The sequence below is a fragment of the Fructobacillus tropaeoli genome, assembly GCF_016860625.1.
Lineage (GTDB): Bacteria > Bacillota > Bacilli > Lactobacillales > Lactobacillaceae > Fructobacillus > Fructobacillus tropaeoli.
In genome coordinates this window covers 157593-172049 of the sequence record NZ_BOJU01000004.1, presented here as the reverse complement: position 1 = coordinate 172049, position 14457 = coordinate 157593, and the positions used below count along the sequence as shown (strand labels likewise).

24 protein-coding genes and 2 pseudogenes are annotated in these 14457 nt (G+C 40.1%); all 26 read right to left on the bottom strand.

The annotated features are described in order from the left end of the window. Positions 1-4 precede the first annotated feature (4 nt). The 26 genes and pseudogenes from FT12353_RS06485 to FT12353_RS06365 all read right to left on the bottom strand — a co-directional run bounded on the left by FT12353_RS06485 (position 5) and on the right by FT12353_RS06365 (position 14449). The gene (locus FT12353_RS06485) at positions 5-493 is read right to left on the bottom strand and encodes a phage neck terminator protein (protein WP_203619198.1); all 489 of its coding nucleotides are present in this window, start codon (positions 491-493) and stop codon (positions 5-7) included. After that, positions 490-861, bottom strand: a complete 372-nt coding sequence (locus FT12353_RS06480; protein ID WP_203619197.1) for a hypothetical protein — start codon at positions 859-861, stop codon at positions 490-492. The genes FT12353_RS06485 and FT12353_RS06480 overlap by 4 nt, the downstream gene beginning before the upstream one ends. Next, positions 858-1346, bottom strand: coding sequence for a hypothetical protein (locus FT12353_RS06475; protein ID WP_203619196.1), 489 nt, complete (start codon positions 1344-1346; stop codon positions 858-860). The genes FT12353_RS06480 and FT12353_RS06475 overlap by 4 nt, the downstream gene beginning before the upstream one ends. Continuing rightward, complete coding sequence (locus FT12353_RS06470; protein WP_203619195.1) at positions 1339-1878, bottom strand: hypothetical protein; 540 nt, start codon at positions 1876-1878, stop codon at positions 1339-1341. Before FT12353_RS06470 ends, FT12353_RS06475 begins: the two co-directional genes overlap by 8 nt. A gap of 14 nt (positions 1879-1892) precedes the next feature. Continuing rightward, complete coding sequence (locus tag FT12353_RS06465) at positions 1893-2258, bottom strand: DUF4054 domain-containing protein (protein WP_203619194.1); 366 nt, start codon at positions 2256-2258, stop codon at positions 1893-1895. A 4-nt stretch (positions 2259-2262) separates the two neighbouring features. After that, positions 2263-3285, bottom strand: coding sequence for a major capsid protein (locus tag FT12353_RS06460; RefSeq protein WP_203619193.1), 1023 nt, complete (start codon positions 3283-3285; stop codon positions 2263-2265). Beyond that, positions 3285-3650, bottom strand: a complete 366-nt coding sequence (locus FT12353_RS06455) for a hypothetical protein (protein ID WP_203619192.1) — start codon at positions 3648-3650, stop codon at positions 3285-3287. Before FT12353_RS06455 ends, FT12353_RS06460 begins: the two co-directional genes overlap by 1 nt. A gap of 14 nt (positions 3651-3664) precedes the next feature. Then, positions 3665-4315: a DUF4355 domain-containing protein gene (locus FT12353_RS06450; RefSeq protein ID WP_203619191.1), complete on the bottom strand. Its 651-nt coding sequence runs from the start codon at positions 4313-4315 to the stop codon at positions 3665-3667. 94 nt (positions 4316-4409) lie between these two features. Then, positions 4410-4703, bottom strand: a complete 294-nt coding sequence (locus FT12353_RS06445; protein WP_203619190.1) for a hypothetical protein — start codon at positions 4701-4703, stop codon at positions 4410-4412. Between the two features lie 61 nt (positions 4704-4764). Next, complete coding sequence (locus tag FT12353_RS06440) at positions 4765-5778, bottom strand: hypothetical protein (RefSeq protein WP_203619189.1); 1014 nt, start codon at positions 5776-5778, stop codon at positions 4765-4767. A gap of 60 nt (positions 5779-5838) precedes the next feature. Beyond that, a complete protein-coding gene (locus FT12353_RS06435; protein ID WP_203619188.1) occupies positions 5839-7404 on the bottom strand; it encodes a phage portal protein in 1566 nt (521 codons plus the stop codon). Between the two features lie 11 nt (positions 7405-7415). Continuing rightward, the gene (locus FT12353_RS06430) at positions 7416-8696 is read right to left on the bottom strand and encodes a PBSX family phage terminase large subunit (RefSeq protein WP_239061194.1); all 1281 of its coding nucleotides are present in this window, start codon (positions 8694-8696) and stop codon (positions 7416-7418) included. Next, the gene (locus tag FT12353_RS06425) at positions 8680-9537 is read right to left on the bottom strand and encodes a terminase small subunit (RefSeq protein WP_203619187.1); all 858 of its coding nucleotides are present in this window, start codon (positions 9535-9537) and stop codon (positions 8680-8682) included. The genes FT12353_RS06430 and FT12353_RS06425 overlap by 17 nt, the downstream gene beginning before the upstream one ends. Before the next feature lie 77 nt (positions 9538-9614). Continuing rightward, complete coding sequence (locus FT12353_RS06420; RefSeq protein ID WP_203619186.1) at positions 9615-10508, bottom strand: hypothetical protein; 894 nt, start codon at positions 10506-10508, stop codon at positions 9615-9617. A gap of 84 nt (positions 10509-10592) precedes the next feature. Beyond that, a complete protein-coding gene (locus FT12353_RS06415) occupies positions 10593-10841 on the bottom strand; it encodes a hypothetical protein (RefSeq protein ID WP_203619185.1) in 249 nt (82 codons plus the stop codon). Between the two features lie 26 nt (positions 10842-10867). Next, entirely contained in the window at positions 10868-11017 is a 150-nt protein-coding gene (locus FT12353_RS06410; RefSeq protein ID WP_203619184.1) for a hypothetical protein, read from the bottom strand. 75 nt (positions 11018-11092) lie between these two features. Further along, a complete protein-coding gene (locus FT12353_RS06405; protein ID WP_203619183.1) occupies positions 11093-11623 on the bottom strand; it encodes an HdeD family acid-resistance protein in 531 nt (176 codons plus the stop codon). Between the two features lie 181 nt (positions 11624-11804). Next, positions 11805-11880, bottom strand: a pseudogene (locus FT12353_RS06400). Between the two features lie 138 nt (positions 11881-12018). Beyond that, positions 12019-12456: a DUF722 domain-containing protein gene (locus tag FT12353_RS06395; RefSeq protein ID WP_239061193.1), complete on the bottom strand. Its 438-nt coding sequence runs from the start codon at positions 12454-12456 to the stop codon at positions 12019-12021. Positions 12457-12459: 3 nt separating this feature from the next. After that, positions 12460-12858 (bottom strand): RusA family crossover junction endodeoxyribonuclease, encoded by a 399-nt coding sequence (locus FT12353_RS06390; protein WP_239061192.1) that lies wholly within the window; start codon positions 12856-12858, stop codon positions 12460-12462. Between the two features lie 116 nt (positions 12859-12974). Then, a complete protein-coding gene (locus FT12353_RS06385) occupies positions 12975-13286 on the bottom strand; it encodes a DUF3850 domain-containing protein (RefSeq protein ID WP_203619181.1) in 312 nt (103 codons plus the stop codon). Continuing rightward, positions 13286-13387 (bottom strand): annotated as a pseudogene (locus tag FT12353_RS08660) (nicotinamide riboside transporter PnuC); the annotation flags it as partial. The gene FT12353_RS06385 and the pseudogene FT12353_RS08660, both read right to left, overlap by 1 nt. Before the next feature lie 23 nt (positions 13388-13410). Continuing rightward, the gene (locus FT12353_RS06380; protein WP_203619180.1) at positions 13411-13635 is read right to left on the bottom strand and encodes a hypothetical protein; all 225 of its coding nucleotides are present in this window, start codon (positions 13633-13635) and stop codon (positions 13411-13413) included. Then, on the bottom strand, positions 13635-13847 hold the full coding sequence (locus FT12353_RS06375) for a hypothetical protein (protein ID WP_203619179.1): 213 nt from the start codon (positions 13845-13847) through the stop codon (positions 13635-13637). Before FT12353_RS06375 ends, FT12353_RS06380 begins: the two co-directional genes overlap by 1 nt. Positions 13848-13852: 5 nt before the next feature. After that, entirely contained in the window at positions 13853-14050 is a 198-nt protein-coding gene (locus tag FT12353_RS06370; RefSeq protein WP_203619178.1) for a hypothetical protein, read from the bottom strand. After that, entirely contained in the window at positions 14051-14449 is a 399-nt protein-coding gene (locus FT12353_RS06365) for a hypothetical protein (RefSeq protein WP_203619177.1), read from the bottom strand. Positions 14450-14457 lie beyond the last annotated feature (8 nt).

The following is a 14457-nucleotide window of genomic DNA, read 5'->3' as shown; positions in this document are numbered from 1 at the left end:
TTAATTAACCTTTCTTTATTCTAATGTTGTCATTCGTGACAACTTCTTCAATTGCTGGATTAGTTTCATCTTCTGGAACGTTGATTACTCTAAATCTAGCTTCAAATTTAACTCGACGGTCAGTATCAATCGCCATCGGATTATTAAGAACCGATTGATCATAGATTTGTATGACATCAATCCCTTTATCTGATAACTGATACTGAATCTCTCTATCCTTCAGCCACATCATCATCTTATTTCCAGCTTCTAGGCTTTCTGACAATAGATTCGAGTGTCCAATAAACATCAATACGATATCAAATTGGTCTTGCAACTCAACTGATGAGCCGATATCAATGTGCGTGTCGATAAAGTCGTAAGTGACATAAGGATATTCAGGAACAGTTGCGTTTCCATAACTAGGGCGCAAGGTCAATCCTAGGTCTTCCTTGAATCCAACAACAAACTGCGACATAAATTTTTCATAATCAAAAATATGCAACTCTTTCATAAGTTTGTCTGTCCCTTCAAGTAGTAAATAACAACGTCTGAATAATCAGAGTAGTCATCAACAGCAATAACCTCGTACTCGTTACCATTGTGGTAAACACGAGAACCAACTGGAACGCTAATCAACGAATACCATACGTGGTCTGTTGTTTGCACAACTCCTGCATCAGTAATTGATTGTCTAACCGTCTGATTAGCACCTACAGGCATGTCTCCTTGGTTATAAGGAAGAATAACCTCGTGAACCGATACCTTATCGCCAAATCCTTTAACTGTTTCTCCAAGAGCGTTGGTTTTGTCCTCCCGTTTGGCATATTGAAAATCAATCGCATATTTGCGAATCATTTTTGCAAATGATTTCTTTTTCATTTCTCAACCTCCCCTCGAACTGCACCTTGTAACGCTCCTGTGTCAATCAAAGGACGTGAACCGTTCTTGTTTGCAATGGTGATCGGCGCATTCGCTTTAAAATCACCATTAAACATCGTCGTCTTGATGTCTAATGCCATTTTGTCTGCCAAATTTTTCTTTAAACCTTTGACATTTTTGCCACTAATGGCAGAAATAGCCATTTCATTAACAATCTTTCCCCACTCTTCCGAATGTCTTAGAACTGTCTGTGCTATGAAAGGCCTAGCAGGTATGGTTACTGATTTAAGCTTTCTAAAACTACCATCACGCATTGGAATAGTTAAGTATTCACCATTCTTAGGTGTAATGGTTGCCCCGTATTCTTGCACATGTGCAATCATGTGTTCCTTACCATCGTCCAACACCCCCGCCCTTAAATTTGAACCATTTAGCTCATTAAGAGACTGAATTGCTTCTGGGATGTTGTTGGTATCTTTAATCATGAGGTAAACGACTCACCTTAATTCGCAACATCCAATATTGACCACCGTACGAGGCGAAACGGCGTTCGTAAGTTTGCGGATTCCAAGTTCGAATATCAACTGGTTGAACACCGTACTTTTGGAAGAAACTGTAAAACGTCTCTCCGTCTTGTGGCATATATCCAACCCATTGATAATCATCTTCATTTGGCAAATCAGGGTAATAGTAATACTCCTTAGGCGGAAGTAACCCTGATTCTTTAAATGCCTTAGAAGCCAAGATTTCAGCATGAACAGGCTTCACATAGTGCGACTGTGGAAACTGTTCTTCCGGAGTTGGTTCTGCTGGTTGAGAAAGTGAACTACCTGTTTCGGCTGTTCCATTTGTTCCAGTGGCTGAACTTGATCCGCTTGTTCCTTCTTGGCTTGATTGTGTGCTTGTTGCTTGGTTTGCTGTTGCACTTCCCGTTTGGGTTGCGCTTGTTGACCCGTTGGCAACGTTTCCTCCTGCGACTGTTTGGTCGTTTGCTTGGTTTTCTGAGCCATCAGCCATGACTTCTCCTTTCCTTAAATAAAACGCCCAACGTTTCCACCTAGTCCTAGGCGTTCCAAAAGTTGGTTATATTCTCGTTCATAACGATCACCATAACGTTCATCACCAGAGTAATGAGCATATGTTGTTTGAAGCGCACCAACTTTTTCACTGGAAACACCATCGACAGATGAATTGCGTGATTGGGCAATCATCGTTAATAAATGGCAAGCGTACAGACGAGACGCACGTTCTTTGTACACAGTAGGAACTTCATCAATGTCTACTTGTGCGCTTGCGTCAGCAATAACTGCATCAGTTTGGTTACTATCGATTTCGTTTTCTACAAAGAAATCGTCACCAATCATCAGCTTAATTGACTTAGTGTCTGCATATGTCATGATCTTATCCCAATACTGATGCCTGCAACAAAGTGTTCTTCTGTGCCAATGTTGGAACAGCAAGAGCAGTTGCCTTAATTCCGTTAATAATTGGATCAGAGCTTTCATGCCATGAAGTCAAGGCGATGTTCCCAACCTTTGAAAGGTCAACACCAGACTGTGAACCAAGTGCAGCTTCTTCTTCAGTAATTCCGAATGCTGTTTCACCAACAATTCCATCACCAAATAATGCCAAACGTCCATCTGAAATCATGTTTTTGGTTACACCATTGTCTTGGTACTTCTGTGAGTAAACTACCAATTCTGGCAAATCGTTGTTAGCCAAGAAATTGTTCAATTCTGATGACATTACTGACTTCAAGCCGAACTGTGAATTCAATCCGTTTACTCGCTTAACAGTGTTAGGGTTCGTGCGGATAGCATTGAACGCCTTCTTTGACAAGATTCCACGAGTCACGTCAAAGTTTGCATTGTCAACCCAGTCTTCAAGCACTTCAATTGGGTCAACGTTTGGATCAGCAAAGTTAACCGCGGACAATTGAGATGAATCAGGCAAACCATAATCGAACTTTTGTTCAGCAGTTGCTCCCGTCATTGCCGTTGGCATAGTGAACGTCTTTTCAGTCAAAGCACGAACACGCATCAATTCCAACGCAGCGTTAGTTGAGTTAACCAAATTAGTTGCGTCATTAAACACGTTGTTCTTCAAATAAGCCAATTCATCAGCAGAACGTGGCATTGACAACTTGCGCATTTCAGAACCCTTCAGCAACATCTTTCGCTTCAAGATGTAAGCTTCAACTGATGTTCGTTCTGCAGAACGTGAACCAATTTCACTTTCCGTATCTTCGCCATGAATGTGAGCAATTTCTGGGATGTTTGTTTGACCATTAATTACCCAAATATCGTCTGTTTCAAACTTGTGGGCTGGGAACAATTCCATCAATGGGAATTGCTTCAATCCTACTTCGCCTGCATAATTGACCAACTCATGTGTTGGGAATAAATCCAATACTGTTGTAGCCATTACTTATTACCTCCTTGATCTGATTGAGAAGTTGCTGCTGATGTTGGTGTTGCTTGCGTTGACGTGTCAACGTTAAAGTCTTCCACGAACTTAAATCCAGCATCGGCTAACTGCTTCTTGTATTCTGCTGTCAATCCGTTCACTCGGTTGCCGTATACGACCCCTCCGAACATGACAGAAACAGGGGCATTGTCACCAGCGGATACTTCACGACCGGTGAATACAATACCCTTTGCTTGACTTCCGACAACATAAACATCTCCTGGCTGTACTGTCTTATTAACAGACACAGTCATCAACAATGGTCGAACTGTTGAACTTGCCAAGAAATTTGGCTCTTTATAACTTTGCGAATTTGACTTCATCGTCAATCTCCTCCTTAACTTCGCTTGAACATGCTACTTTTATTTTTTGCAGCATCGTTCAGTTCCTTTTGGCGCTTTGCCAAACGTGTTGCTTCACTTTCACTTCCAGCGCCTCCGTTACCAACGTTGTGCCCAAGTGAATTTCCTTGGCGTGACTTCTTGAATAGGTTTTCAGCCGCACGATTGACTGCTTCAGAATAAGCTTCGATGTTCGCATTGGTCGTGTCAGCTTCGTCAGTGACAAGTAAGTCAAGAATATGGTCGTCTACTTCGACCCCCTTCTCTGTGATTTGCTTGCGAGCCTCTGCGGTCATCTCGTTACGAGCCATCTTCATCTTCAAAGCCCGGTTTTCTTCTTCCAGCTTCTTATTTAACTCGTTAGCCTTCTCTTCGGCTGACATCCCCTTCAAGCGTTTAGCCTCGTTTTCTTCTTCCTTCTGCTTCTCTTTGTAAGCATTAAGAGCTTCTTCGATGGCTTTCTTTTGATTACTCTTGGCAGCTCGATCAAGACGTGAGTTAAGTTCTGCCTTTGTCAGCGTTACTTTATCGTCTTGGGTGTTGTTCTGATTTTCATCTTCAACACCTTGTTCGCCTTGATTCTGGTTGTCTTGTCCACCTTGGATGTTCTGTTGGTCTTCCTGTTGGGTACCGTTTGCTTCGGTCATAAAAGTCTCCTCCCTATTTTTGAGCGTTTTGGTTCGCTTTTTTATTTAACACTTGCGCACTTATATACCGCTGGGCATGGTTTGCGGTTGTTTATCACACTTTTTCAAACAACTTTTTGAAATCTTTGTCTGTGTATCCGTGAAATCCATCCACGTCCTTTACGATCCACGAACCTGCGTTGAATGTTTGCCCGCTTGGTAGAATAACCACCAAATCTTTGTTTACTTCAACGTCATAGTTGAGTGGGTCTTTGATTGGGGGCAAAAACGTTTGAATATCATTTCCAACCACATCTTTAAACCAATCAGGTTGTTTCGCCCCAATCTTGAACGCTTCAATTTCACGCTCTTTTGGCTTGTACAGCGTTTTCACTTCTTCAACGTCCAAAGACACGTCTTCTGTCTTTTTAGTCGTTTTAGAGCTCCTAGCTACCATTTATTACCTCCATTTATTCGTCATCTGGGTCATCATCTGTAATTTCGCCATACTCGTTTACTAGCCGAACCTCACACCGACAGTTGTAGTGGCTCGGTACTCTTGAGGTCGCTTCATCAACCGTAAAGATACGTCCGATATTCTCAACGCAAAACTTGCATGGATCAATTTCGTTAATGATGGTTGCCTGTTTTATTTTGAGTACTTTGGCAATTTCTTTTTTGTATAGCGAGTGAGCCAAAGCGGTCATTGTCCGATACGTTCGAATGTTGTCGCTGTCTAATCTTGATAGCCAACCTGTTGGATTGTTTTCATTCTTAACTTTGTAATCCTTTGTTACTTTGTCATCTTTCGATACAATAGCCGGCTGTACATTTCCGCTATTCAAAAAAACAGCCATATCGTCACGATTAACGCCTGTTCTAATCTTTCCCTTTACTGCGTTAGCAATACCATTTGAAGCATTAACAGTGGCGTTGTAGTTAATTTCAGATACCGTGTTTCCGTTTGCATCTACTGTTTTGGAAAAATCAGGCGCAATACCTGCTATGAGCTTATTGCTTTCAAATTGACCACCTTTGTTAATTAGATGGGAAATAGCCATCTCACGGTCTGCTTTACCGCTTTTCTGCATGATTCTATTTGAATCTTTCATGTGTCCAAGCAAAACCAAAAAAACAGCGACTGTGATAGCAGCGCTGTTGCTTGATTTATAACTATTCAACGACGTATCAAGGCCTAACTGAACCTCATGACTGCCCATCATGTCTTTATCAGCCTCAATATCCTCATACAGCCGATTAATAACCTCTGCTTGCTTCTTTCCGGGTAGTTTATCCAGAAAGTAAACAGGAATCGTACCGCTTGAATTCCCTAGGTCGTCTTCTAGCAAGTCCGACAGCGCAATTCTTAGTTTGTCGAGTGTTGATTTGCTTAGCTTGTTGAGCGATTTCGACAGTTCAATGTCGTTATTCAGCACATCTTGGATATATTGTTGCTCGCTCTTCTTATCATCTGCACTAATCACATCAATTCCTCCGAACAAAAAAGCGACTACTTTTTGATCGTGGTCGCTTTCAAATTAGCTTTAATCATTATCATTGCGCTTCATGATTGGCTTGATTTCGGTATCAGTACCTTTCATGGTTTTTCGGTCTAACTCAATCTTTGTCATTTCTCCTTGCGCGTCCTTAACAATCTGAATGTTGGAAAGGATTGTTTCAAGTGATATACCACCCGCAGCACGCACGTTCATCATGTTGACTAGTGACTGTGAGATGTCTAGCAGGTCGATTGGTTCCGTGTAATTTGGCTTGATATCGACGTTGTCTACCATGTCTTCAATACCGTTAATATTGAACAAGCACCGATAAATTTCAATCATCGCCTTTTGGAAACTGCTTGCCTTTGTATTGGCCAACTGGCGCATACCTTGCAGACGTTGTTTAAGAGCTGTTCCACTGGCAGCGTTCGTAAACTCTCGATCGTTCAGGTTTACAACGCTACTAATGTCATACATGGTCTGTACTAGCCGATTTATCAAGTGTTCCTGTGTCTCATCTGCGTTAGGCTTCTCAACAAACCCGATATCACTTGTGCGACCATCCCCATCAGTTCGACCTTCAAAAATTCGTTTGTCACGCAGGTCAGCGGAATCTTCATCCTTCGGGTCGCTCATTTTGAAGTTGATAATCTTCATGAAAGCATCGCCGAAGTAATCAACGTCGTTTTTCTTTTCTGACATCGCACTGTCGATTGCGTCAATAATTGTCATAACGTCTTCGTACAGTCCCATTCGCTCACGGTCAACAAGAAACTCAACCATTGGCAAACGCCCATAATCAAGCACGCTGTCGCCAAACTCAATATAAGAGTCGTTAATATCAGAACCAATCTTGAAGTCAATTATTTGTTTGACTGAAGCATTTACTTCGTTTAGACCGGTCTTAGCATTTTTGGAAACATCAACTTCATACGAGTACAAGTTGGCCGTGTCATATAGGTCAGCACCGGTTCCGTTTGTCTTGCCGGTGTACAGAACAGCAAACACGGGTATCTTTTGCAGACCGTCATTGTAAATGATGAAACCGTCACGTGGATCAATTTCAGTCAATCGTGTTTGTCCTATTTCGTCTTGGAAGACAAATGCCATAGCACGACCAAAAATATCAACGTATTTGGACTCTTCAGAGTAAAACTTGTCAATTTGATTCAAACGATTAAAGTGCTTCAACACTGTGTTAGCATCTTCAATCTCTTTTTCCCTTCCACCATCATCATCATTGACGGTCACAGAAATATCAGGAGCTACTCCAGCGAAGTAACCGGAGAAAGCCTTAACCAGTTGTTTTGGATAGTTGATGATTAAACGATTATCAGGCTTGAAATCAGCCTTACCTCGTTGGCCAACAATGGCTGTATGTTGACCCTTGTAATATTTGAAGAGACGGTCATACTTGTTCTTCATTTCGTTCTTGTGGTAGCTAATGATTTGGTTTAAGTCGCTATACTTCAACCCTTGCCATGAGCTATCATCTCCAAACGCTTTAACATAAAACACACCGTTCTCGTCTACCCTTGCAGTCGATGAGAAAGTTTTGCCATCGTTTAGGAACATCACGCCATCATTTATGCTGTCCGTTTTCTTCGCCATATTGCTTCCTCCTAACTAAAGAGCATTTGAGTCACACTCTTTATATTCTTGTTGTTCATGATGTCCTTAATCACATATCTGATTGCATCAAGCGAATCATCGTGATCCTTGACAACTTTGCCAGTCTTGTCGTCCCAAACGTAACCGTGAATGTTGTCCTCGAAGATTGACACACTGTTACCGCTTTGATCACGACTGGTTAACACGTCACGAACGCACAAGAATTCACGTCGTTTAATCAGCGAAGCCATAATCTCGATGCCTTCATCAACTTTCTTGTCTGCATACTGGGCATTCAGTCCAGCATCAGAGAAAGCATCAATGTGTTCCGTTCTGGCCGTGTCACAGATGAACGGTATATTTCTACCAAACAATCGTTCGACTTCTTCGCCAACTTCTATCCAGTAACTAATCGGCTTCAATTGCTTGCTGTGTTCGTACACAAGATAGTAGCGACCGTCTACACCAACACCAATAACAACAATCGAACCATAGTGCTTATATCCCCAATCGACACCAGCTATATAACGCTTCATCTGGGGCAAATCTGCACGTTCAATGTAGTTTTCATCGTCATACCAGTCAACGTAAACAGCTCCTTCTGCAGAAGTCCACAGCCCTAATATGGCGCGGTCATATAATGCACCACTTCCATAACTTGCCTTTAATTGCTTGATGTAATCTTCAGAAAGAAACTTGCGATTGTCGTCAAGTTTGAAATTAATCACCCTGATACGAACATCTTCATCCCCGGCCTTGTCGATATACTTCTGCTTAAGCCAGTGACTAGGACTGTCTGGGTTCGTATCGCAGATGATTCGACCATTAGCCTTAGAAACACGCTGATTGATTTCGTTAAACACGTTCTCAACCGCAAGGCTCGCTTCGTTGACATAAGCACCATATGCCGTTAGACCTCGAATACTACCAACTCCTCGTTCAGTACCCGTATAAGCAAGAACGACCTTAACCCCAAACAATCTAAAAGAACCGTTCTTGTCGAAGTTAATCGGCAAATGCAAACGGTTCTCGATAGGGTTTAACACGTTGTTAGCAATCGTTTTCGATGAAACACCGCCAAGAATATAAATAGGTTCGTCAATGCGTTCCCTCTTTGCCTGATCAGATACACGCAACAGTTCCATCAGGAAGATATCATTATCAACGACCGTCTTACCAGTACGGACAGCACCAGAAAGAATCATGATTTTAAAGTCTTCATTTGTGTAAGCCTTGATAGCCTCAATCTGCTTATCAGTATAGATATTCGCAAGGTTACCCTTCATCATCATTCTCCTTAGCATCTCCGCTAATCTTATCCATCAATTCAGCAACAGCAGTAACAACCTTATCATCACTATCAGCCATCAACTTAGCACGACCTTCAGCAATATCAGCTTCGGCACGTTCTTTACGAAGCTTATTCGTTTCATGAATGATTGTTCCATCATCACGCAAATACTCCAGCAACTTGTCACGGGCTTTATTGCGGTCATGTAGCTCAACCATTGGACCATCTTTTCCAACTGTAACTTTTTTAACTGCCCAGCTATCAACCGAGTCACTGTCTTTCAGTGCAACCCATGACTTGTGGCGGGTATATTGTTTACCACTCTCTTCATCAATCGACTCAAATTCATTTGAACCCCAATCAGCGAAATCACGAACGTCAGCCTTTGCTTCCTTAGCCATATCATCAATCAAATCAAAAACGCCTATGCCGAGCTCTGCTAATCGAGCCTGACGTAGACGTTTGATTTCGGTTTGAATGTTAGCATTTGTTAGCAATCTAGAAGCATTTACTTTTGCCGTATCGTAGTCAACATCATAGGCATTTATATATGCTTGTGTTTGATTGGCAAGTCTCACAACCTCACTAGCAAAGGCTTTTTGCTTGTCAGTAAGGTCGCTATCTTCCAACTCTTGAATAGCTGGATGTAGCTCTTTTTTGGTTGCAACCTTTTGCGACTTGGTTGCAACTTTTTTATTAGAGGTTGCAACCTTGGTTTCATCTGACCAATAACGAGACTTCCAAGACTTAACTGTACTTAAGCTAACATCATACTTCTCAGCAATCTCCTTGTACTTCATACCAGCTAAGTAGTCTTGCTTAGCTTCATCACGTTTTGTCATGTCATTGTAGCTCCTCCTTTCACTTTGATTTATGTACTAAAAAAGACAGCCTAAGCTGTCTACCCTACAATTAACAATTAGCTGTCCATTTCTTCCGGATCCCAGTCAGTAATTCTAACATCTACCGCCTGATTTGTACGACTACTAATCTTTACCTTGCAATAATATGGTTTTACAGACAAGAACATCTCTTTCCATTTTTCTTCAGCATGTAAATCCTCATTCATACTAAATTTATATGTTTCGTCTGTTTTCAGGTATTGTGTTGCTGATTTTGAAATTAACAAAGTTCCTTTACTACTTGAGTAGTTGGCATTTAAAATTTTAGCTTCAATCTTAAATTCGTCAGCTAATTCAATGGTTCTATCTTCAAAGGTGTCCCTGTCTTTTGCATCTAATTCAATATTATCAACTCCATCTGAACTAATTGAAATAGAACTAACACCATCATTGTTAATAGACTTTGACATCTTATCAAACGTTGGTTGAAGCTGTTCTGGTACGCCTTCCAAATATTGGGGAATTTGTATGGTAACTGTATTATTATCCCCGCTGATTATTGGAGCAACTATTGTTCCTGTATTTTCAGTAATTTCTTGTTTCACTTCTTTACCCTCATCACTAGCTTTTTTTCTAGCTTTCAGAACATCGTAAGATCCTTTTATTGTATTCCACAAAACATTGCTATTATTTACAACTTCAGCCAGTACAGGAATTCCGACAGAAGTGTAGAAAGCCTGAAAATCTGTTATTAAAGAACCATCTTTAAATCCTTTAATAGAAACACTCAAATTTTCTTTATCGTTAGGTGTTAATCTTTCACGATTATTTAAGGCTAAATAAGTTTTATTAACTATACTTTTTGCATCATTTAATGCACTAATAACTCCGTCAATGTCGTATCCATCTGATGATGACATTGATTTACCAGCTACTCTTATTGAAAACGATTCAACATATTCTTTAGGCATACATCTCTCCCGTATATTTTTAAGTACAAATATACAGGATTATTGTTCGAACATGCGTTCCAAATAAAAAGTATCGGTAATGAATTATTTTTTCAACCATTTATAAACAAAATAAAACCAGATAAAAATAGGAATTGATATGATGAAAAAAGCCAATGAATATTGTGTAATGATTTCATTCATCCACCTCATATGCTTTCCGTAGTTAATCGCACCGTTTCGAAATCCATCCCGCATGTTAGCGTGTCGATAATCGTGTTTCTCTGGCCGTTCATCAGTCACAGTCGCAAACTGTTTATTAACAGCGGTCGCCTGTTCTTTATGACGTTTCATTCTGGTCTCTTTATCTTCATAAACCATTAGAACGTTGCTCCAAACCAGGCAATCTTAATGCCTAAAGTAATAATACCGATTGCTCCAGTAAATAAACCTACTGCTGTCATGTACAGCGCGCCTACGCACATCCATTCGAACGTGCGCTCTATATTCTTCATGATTTTATTTTTCATAGTTAACTCCAAAATAAAAACCACCGTTAGAATGAACTAACTAGTGGTTTATTATTTATTATTCAACTTTATTTATTAACGAACGGTAGCAACATGTACCAGCTTAACGATACCAACTACTAGTAGCATAATTCCGAAGAACTCCCACAAGAACAGCCCACCAAATAATGGACTAAACACCAACGTTACTCCGGCAAGCAAACTGATTAAGGCAGAAATGAATGTCCATACTCGGTTACTTCCCCAGCGATTGATGATTGTCATTTGAACAATACCTTCAATAGCCCATGTCAAACCAGTTAATATTCCTACTACAACAAGAAGTGATAAGGTCGCCGTTTCGATATCAAGGAAGATAAACAGACCAGCTACCATGTAAAGAATTGACATGATAATACCGATGATACGGTTTGACTTTCCTTGGTCAGTATCACGAAGAGAAACTAGTAACTTCGATACCCCAATTGCCAAAAAAGCAAATCCAATCATACCCGCTACAAAACTGGCACTCTTTTCAGGCCACACAGTAATAAAAGCGCCCATGATTGTAGAAATCAAGCCATCAATCCCAATTGTGCGTCGAACTCGTGATGTAAAAGCATCCATTTCAAATATCTCCTAAACAATAATTTTTATTCACAATTATTATATATCAAATAATAAATCATTGTTATTTAATATCAAAAATGACCATTGCATGATTTGCAACAGTCATTATGTACAGCAGCCACCTTCCGCCAGGAGATGACTACTACTCGCTACCAATTTCTTGGGTCTCGGCGAGCTATGGTTCTGGCTGGAGTCGAACCAACAACAGCGTCAGCATAATTGCTGATGTGCTCTACCAGTTGAGCTACAGAACCATCTGCCAACCATTCCAGGCTGACTATTTAAAGGAGCGTAGGTGTTTCCGCACCCCGCAAAAATTCTTTTACAAAATTTCTATACTACAAATATACCACCATTTTTAAGGCAAAATGCGAACTCAAAACGAACTCTTTTTAGGGGGTCAAGTTTTCCACAGGCTGAAAAAGAACGCTTTCAGTAAAATCTTTTTTAATGGCCTTCAAGTCCTTCTGACACTGCCTAACTGACTTATATAGTCGTCTAGCATCACTGATCCACGTATGACGTTCTCGGCCATAGCGTAGTTTTAATAATTTAACGTGGTATTCATCTAGTGAGAACTCATAATTTCTAACTGTTTCTATCTTGTGCCGGAGGCATCGAACAATTTCGTCATCTTCAACCTTGGCGATATTAGCGATAGTCGAGTCTAAAGTCGTATTAACGTTTTTAACTCTACCACCCCCAACGTTTTCATCTTGAAAGCTACTTGCATATTTCAAGTCACGTATTCGCCATGCTAAATCGTGCTGCCACTTGCCAGAGTAATAGCATTTAAAATATTGTTCCGCTGTATCCGCCAAATCTGTCACCCCCTACATGTTTAATTTAACTGCCCTTATTTCTACCCGTGGCCGTTCTTTATCAATTTCAAAGGACTCATAATATCCAGTTACATAATTCAGGCTGTCATTGGGCAAGAATGCTTTTCCTCGCACGTTCGCCTTCTGCATACCGTCTAGAATGAATTTCTTCATAAACGCCCAGTTATCTGAATCAGTGCGCTTATCAGGTACATACCACCGCAATTCCAACATACATGGCCACTCGAATCGTACACCGTTTACCATGGCCTGCTGTACTACTAACTGGCAATAATTGGTAGCCTGCTTCTTCATCTTTGAGCCAATGTAACGATTCTTTCGTTCAGCCTGAATGTATTTATTGAGCGTATATGATTTAAGAACGTTTAGATTGAACTCAATCATGGCCATTAAATTTAAAATCACGAAGACACTTAAACATCAAATAGATAAACGCCCATACTACGCTTCCTGCTAATACCGTTAGTACTGCTGCAAATAGCACCAACAAATAAATTCCAATCGTACTAATCATCTACATCACCCGTTTCATATCTACTGATTCCTAATACGACATAGCCATCTTTTTGTTCGTAATCAGTCATAAAGATGATTTCCCTTAAAATCGTTTCTGCTCGATGAATCGAACTAGTTTCAATCGTTGACCGTGACGAATAAGCTTTCCTTTTATAACTTTTGTTTTCTCTGTCATATCTTGAGAGAGCCAACAAATCTCCAACTTGATAGTCTCGGTCATTCTTACGAATTTCAAATGTTTTCACGCCGGTATCAACTAAATCGAAATATTTTTCGTCTAATTTAAGTTCATGTACTTTCATCATTTGCTCCAAACTGACACAAAACGTCCATACAGTGCTGTCATCAGATAGAATGCCATTGTCAACAACATTGGCAGTGAGCTAGCGGAATACCCAGCAGATAGAGCAATAACTGGTAGTATCATTAATCGCCCTCCTCTTCATAAATAAATTCAATCTCACATTTGTCTAAATCGTTACCAAAAATCTGATCGCCCTCTTTTGGGTTCATCGCTTTCTCAACGAATTCGTCAAAAAGTTGTTTGTTTTTAAAATCTGACCTATAAAGCGCATCGTTTTCAACCGAAATTCCACCTGTGAATGGGTCATATACCATATAACCAATCGAAACTGCCTTTATTTTTTTCATCAGTCAAATACCTCAATCAATTTCGGATTAGCAATTAATTTGAGTGCTTCAGTTGGGGAAATCGTTAATTCATATCCTTTTACAGATATTTCTTCATCAGGCGCAATCTCGATGTGATAACTAACCGTTATAGGAGCGTCTCCAAATATATTGGCTACATTGTTGAAATAACATTCATTCTCGAATAATATTTCACGTTGCTTGCTAGTCATTTTCATCACTCCACCTCTTCATAACCTAATACATATGCTTCGGCAATATCTTCAAAATCTACTTCTACTAAATCGTTGTCATTTAACTCATCGTACAAAGCACTTTGAACAGCTTTTCCAAGTCCGATTTCTTCCAAGATTTCAAGCAGTTCCGCTTCTCGCTTCGTTAATTTTGGTTGTGATTCAAATGTTACTTTTGCCATTTATTTCACCTCTTCCTTATCGTACATGTCGGGATTGTAACCCCATTCCCTAATTTCTGATTCTGTGAAAGGGTATTTTTTAAATATCCCAATTGGTAATGGCACGCTATCTTTAAGAACAAGATAACGTTCATTACCGTATTCATCCCTTTTCTTGTTCCTCCAGAAATGCTTCTTCTCTTTCTCAACAAATTGGTCATGCGCACAGTCACGAGTAGTTGGATTAGCAATCGCAAAAATCTCTTTCCATTCGTCGATAAAATCAAGTTCGCCAAATAGTTCATCCTGCATTTGAATCAATAAATTAGGATTCATCAAACCCATATTGTATTTTTCTTTTAACTCATCAAAACAATCAACAATCTTCTGATATTCTTCTTCAGTGAATTTTTTAGTCATGTGTTCTT